The following is a 4467-nucleotide window of genomic DNA, read 5'->3' as shown; positions in this document are numbered from 1 at the left end:
CCCGCCGCCGCCGGCGCAGCAATAGCGGACGGGACCCGCGCGATAGGCCAGCCGGCCGTCGACCCGGCCCGGGCCGGGCACGGCCGACCACGAAAAGTCTCCGGCGCGGAAGCCGCCGGCGGACGGCGGCGGCGGCGCGTCGCGAGGCGGCCGAGGCGGTGGCGGGGGGCCCAGGGTGGGCGCGCAGGCGGCGACCAGAAGCAGGGCGGCGAACGGCAGGGCGAGGCGCAGGGACATGGCGGCGCACCATAGGCAAGGCGAGGCCCGCGCGCCAAGAGCTTCCGCGATCAATCCTCGCCGGTCACCCGGCCGCGGTTCGACTTGAGGCCGCCGCGCCGCACCTTGGCGTCCACGCGGCGGACCTTGGAGGCCTTGGTGGGCTTCGTCTTCTTGCGCGGCGGAGGCGGCGGCTCGGCGGCCTTGCGGATCAGATCCAGCAGGCGGTCCAGGGCGTCGGCGCGGTTTCGCTCCTGGGTGCGATGGGTCATGGCGACCAGGACCAGCACCCCGTCCTGGGTGATCTTGCGGCCGCCCAGCTTCATCAGCCGGATCGCCACGTCATTGGGTAGGGACGGAGAGCCGCGCACGTCGAAGCGCAGCTCCACGGCGGTGGAGACCTTGTTGACGTTCTGGCCGCCGGGACCCGCCGAGCGGATGAACCGCAGGGTGATCTCGTCGTCCGAGAGGCTGATGGCGGGGGTGACGTCGATCACCGACTTTTCCGATTCCCTGTTCCGGGCTAAGCTTAGCCCATGCGCGCCGCGATCTTCATGCACGTAACGCTTTGCACCGCCCAGGCCGGGCCGGTGGGAGACGTCGTGCGTTAGAGCTCAGCGCCCGCTTCGAACACCAGCCCCGCCGGCGACGGACGGGGCTTTTCTTTGGCCACGTCTCGCCCGCTTCAAGGAGAGACGAGATGAGCCGGGACATCCAGGTTCGCGCCCGTGAACCCGAGGACGCCGCTGATATCGCCGAACTGCTGAACCAGCCCCAGGCGGTCTGGGGGACGTTGCAGACGCCGTTCACCAGCGTCGACGAGCGGCGAAAGCGGATGGCGGCCCTGCCGGCGGGCCACACCAATTTCGTCGGCGTGATCGAGGGCAAGGTCGTGGGCACCCTGGGCATGAACCGCCTGGAGGCGCGGCGGGCGCATGTCGGCACGTTCGGCATGGCCGTTCATGACGCCTATGCGGGGCGCGGGGTCGGGACGGCCCTGATGTCGGCGGCGGTCCAGCAGGCCGACAAATGGCTGAATCTGAAGCGCGTCGAACTGACCGTCTGGACCGACAACCTGCGCGCCATCGCCCTGTACGAGCGGTTCGGGTTCGAGCGGGAAGGGGTGCTGCGGAACTACGCCTGGCGGGACGGCGCCTATGTCGACGCGCTCACCATGGCGCGCCTGCGGCCCTAGCTCACACGACAGGCGGCGCAGCGGCCGCGGGCTTCCAGGGTGATGCCGGCGACTTCGTAGCCGGCCTGCTGGGCGGCGGCGAGCTGGGCGGTGAAGTCCGGCTCGAACTCCTGGGCCGCGCCGCAGCAGTCGCAGATCAGGAACGCGGCGTTGTGGCTCTGGCCGTCGATCCGGCAGGGGACATAGGCGTTCAGGCTCTCGATCCGGTGGGCGAAGCCCAGGCGCTCCAGGAATTCCAGCGCCCGATAGACGGTGGGCGGCTTGGCCGCCTCGCCGTGAGCTCCGAACGCGGCGATCAGGTCATAGGCCTTCTGCGGCGCGTCGGACTCCAGCAGCAGCTCCAGCACCCGGCGGCGCGGCGCGGTGAGGCGTTCCTGCGTCGCCGCGCAGCGAGTCTCGGCCGCACCCAGGGCATGGCTCAACGCCGGACCCTTCAGGCCGGGATGCGCCCCGTCGGCGTGGTGACACTCTGATCCCATGTCCATCAGCTAACCACCTCGCGCCGCCTTCGCAACCATGGCGGCTTGACGGCGAGTTATGTTATCTCATAACACAAGATGTTACTTCATAACAGGGCGGCTCCGGCCCGCCCTGGTCGCCAGGACCATCGCATGACCAAGACCGCTCTGTTCGCCGCCGCCGGCGTCCTCGCCCTGTTGGCCAATCCGGCCTGCGCGGACGACGCCGCGCCGCAGAGAGAGGTCTCGGAGGTGGTCGTGACCGCCGCGCCCTATGTCGTGTCGATGGATTCGGTGACCACCAGCGTCGAGGTGCTGAAGCGCGAGGACCTCGACACCGGCGCTTCGGGCGGGCTGGGCGATGTGCTGTCGGGGCTGCCGGGCGTGCGATCGACCTTCTTCGGACCCGGCGCCAGCCGCCCCGTCATCCGGGGCCTCGCGGGACCCCGTGTCCTGGTCCTGACCAATGGCGTCGGCATGATCGACGCCTCATCCCTGTCGCCGGATCACCAGGTCGCCAGCGATCCGCAGGAGGCCGAGCGGATCGAGGTGCTGCGCGGCCCTTCGGCCCTGGCCTATGGCGGATCGGCCATCGGCGGCATCGTCAACATCATCGACGACCGGATCACGGAGAAGCCGGTCGAGGGCTTCCATGGACGGATCAACGGGTCGGCCAGCAGCGTCGACGACGGCTCGACCCTGTCGACGGCGCTCAAGGCCGGGGTCGGGAAGTGGGTGTTCAGCCTGGATGGATTGCGGCGGGAGAGCTCGAACTACAACGTGCCTGTTCCCGCCGAGTCGCGACGGTTCGTGGCGGCCGAGGGCGAATCCTATCCGGGTCCTGTCGACTCCACCGTCGACAACACCGCCGTTGAGCTCGAGGCCTATGGCGGCGGGGTCTCCTACGCCGGCGACCGCGGTTTCCTGGGCCTGGCGGTGAAGCGTACGACGACAACCTATGGCGTTCCCGGCCACGCGCATGAGCATGAGGACGAGGAGGGTGCGGGCGAGCACGAAGAGGAGGGCGTCCACATCGAGCTTGAGCAGACCCGCTATGACCTGCGCGGCGGCGTCGACCTGAATCTCGGCGTCTTCGACCAGCTCAAGGTTTCCGCGGGCTACGCGGAGTATGAGCATGCGGAAATCGAGGACGGCGCGGTCGGCACCCTGTTCCTGTCCGACGGCTGGGAAGCCCGCGCCGAACTGGTTCAGGCCGCGCGGGATGGGTGGCAGGGCGCCGTGGGGATGCAGGCCCTGTCACGGAACTTGGACGCCATCGGCGACGAGGCCTATGTGCCGTCGACGAAGATCAGCGAAGTCGGCGTCTTCACCCTGCAGCGCCTGGATCGCGACGACTGGGGTGTGGAGGGCGGGCTGCGCCTCGACCGCCGCGAGTTGGAAAGCGCGCTTGGCGCCCACGACTTCACCAATCTCTCCGCCAGCCTCGGGGCCTTCGTGCGCCCCGCTGACGGCTGGTTCCTGGGGGTGAGCTTGTCGCGCACCTCACGGGCGCCCAGCGAAGCCGAACTGTTCGCCAATGGCGCGCACGCCGCGACCCGGGGCTTTGAACGCGGCGACGGGAGCCTCGACGCCGAGGTCTCCTACTCGTTCGACGCCACCGCCCACTATGGCGCCGGCAAGTGGGAAGCCGACCTGCACGCCTTCGGCGTGAAGTACGACAGCTTCATCGACCTTCGCGCCAACGGCCTGACCGATCCCGACAGCGGGTTTGCGATCTACGAGTACGTCCAGACCAACGCGGAATTCTACGGCGCCGAGGTCGAGGCCTCATATCGCTTTTGGGAGGATGGCGAGCGCAGCTTCTCGCTGGAAGGCTCGGCCGACTATGTCCACGGTGCGACGGACCTGGGCCCGCCCGCGCGAATCCCGTCCTGGTCGGCCACGGGCCGCGCGGTGTTCGAGGGCGGCTGGTGGACCGGCAAGCTGGAATTGCGCCAGGTCGGAGAACAGGACCGCGTCGCCGACAGCGAACTGCCGACGGACGGCTATCGGATGCTCAATGCGTCGCTCGTCTTCAGGCCGTTCACTGACAAGGGCCTGAAGATCTTCGCCGACGCCCGGAACATCAACGACGCCGAGGCTCGGGAGCACGCCTCGTTCCTGAAGGACCTGGCGCCCCTGCCGGGCCGCAGCTTCCGGATCGGCGCCGGCTACACGTTCTAGAAAAAAAAGGACGCCCGCCGATCAGGGCGGGCGTCCTCCTAGCTCTCAATTTCCAGGCGCTCGGCCTAGGCGTCCTCGGTCTCGCTGGAGGCGGGGCCTTCGCCGCCCTCGAAGCTGCGCGGAGCCCGGCGGCGCTTGGCCTTGGGTTTTTCTTCGCCGGCCGCCTCTTCGGCCACCGCCTTGGGCGCGGCGGCTCGCGGAAGCTTCGGCGCCTTCAGGAAGGCGGGCGCATGGCTTTCGCCGCCGTCGTCGTCGCGCAGCACAGGAGACGCCTGTTCCTCGCGGACGACCAGCGGGGAGGCCTTGGGCTCGACAACCGCCAGGGGGTCGCGTTCCGGACGATCGCGATCACGGTCGAAACGCTAGCGGCGGGGGCGGTCGTCCTGCGCGGCGCGGTCTTCGCGAGGACGTTCG

6 protein-coding genes and 1 pseudogene are annotated in these 4467 nt (G+C 69.4%); 3 read left to right on the top strand and 4 right to left on the bottom strand.

Annotation, left to right across the window (positions count from 1 at the left end):
- Both RMO04_RS07860 and arfB read right to left on the bottom strand, forming a co-directional pair.
- A pseudogene (locus RMO04_RS07860) lies at window positions 1–237 on the bottom strand (hypothetical protein); the annotation flags it as partial.
- A 50-nt stretch (window positions 238–287) separates the two neighbouring features.
- Window positions 288–713, bottom strand: a complete 426-nt coding sequence (arfB, locus tag RMO04_RS07855; RefSeq protein WP_309644229.1) for an alternative ribosome rescue aminoacyl-tRNA hydrolase ArfB — start codon at window positions 711–713, stop codon at window positions 288–290.
- A 203-nt stretch (window positions 714–916) separates the two neighbouring features.
- Here arfB and RMO04_RS07850 point away from each other — a divergent pair, with 203 nt between their 5' ends.
- Window positions 917–1411, top strand: coding sequence for a GNAT family N-acetyltransferase (locus RMO04_RS07850; protein ID WP_309644228.1), 495 nt, complete (start codon window positions 917–919; stop codon window positions 1409–1411).
- On the opposite strand, the gene RMO04_RS07845 is transcribed toward RMO04_RS07850, so the two are convergent.
- Window positions 1408–1890, bottom strand: a complete 483-nt coding sequence (locus RMO04_RS07845) for a Fur family transcriptional regulator (protein ID WP_309644230.1) — start codon at window positions 1888–1890, stop codon at window positions 1408–1410. The two genes, RMO04_RS07850 and RMO04_RS07845, sit on opposite strands and share 4 nt — an antisense overlap.
- A 132-nt stretch (window positions 1891–2022) precedes the next feature.
- On the opposite strand from RMO04_RS07845, the gene RMO04_RS07840 reads away from it, so the two are divergent.
- Window positions 2023–4053: a TonB-dependent receptor domain-containing protein gene (locus RMO04_RS07840; protein ID WP_309644227.1), complete on the top strand. Its 2031-nt coding sequence runs from the start codon at window positions 2023–2025 to the stop codon at window positions 4051–4053.
- Window positions 4054–4118: 65 nt separating this feature from the next.
- Here the strand turns inward: RMO04_RS07840 and RMO04_RS07835 are convergent, their stop codons facing one another.
- Window positions 4119–4316, bottom strand: a complete 198-nt coding sequence (locus tag RMO04_RS07835; protein WP_309644226.1) for a hypothetical protein — start codon at window positions 4314–4316, stop codon at window positions 4119–4121.
- Here RMO04_RS07835 and RMO04_RS07830 point away from each other — a divergent pair.
- Window positions 4284–4467, top strand: a 184-nt coding sequence (locus RMO04_RS07830; RefSeq protein WP_309644225.1) for a hypothetical protein, incomplete at its 3' end; no start/stop codon positions are given. The genes RMO04_RS07835 and RMO04_RS07830 overlap by 33 nt on opposite strands.

Source organism: Phenylobacterium sp. (assembly GCF_031412415.1).
Lineage (GTDB): Bacteria > Pseudomonadota > Alphaproteobacteria > Caulobacterales > Caulobacteraceae > Phenylobacterium.
This window is presented reverse-complemented; position numbering and strand designations above follow the sequence as displayed.

Coding starts and splice junctions, on each gene's coding strand:
- RMO04_RS07840 (WP_309644227.1), top strand. CDS start 2,023: ATGACCAAGACCGCTCTGTTCGCCGCCGCCGGCGTCCTCGCCCTGTTG.
- RMO04_RS07845 (WP_309644230.1), bottom strand. CDS start 1,890: ATGGGATCAGAGTGTCACCACGCCGACGGGGCGCATCCCGGCCTGAAG.
- RMO04_RS07850 (WP_309644228.1), top strand. CDS start 917: ATGAGCCGGGACATCCAGGTTCGCGCCCGTGAACCCGAGGACGCCGCT.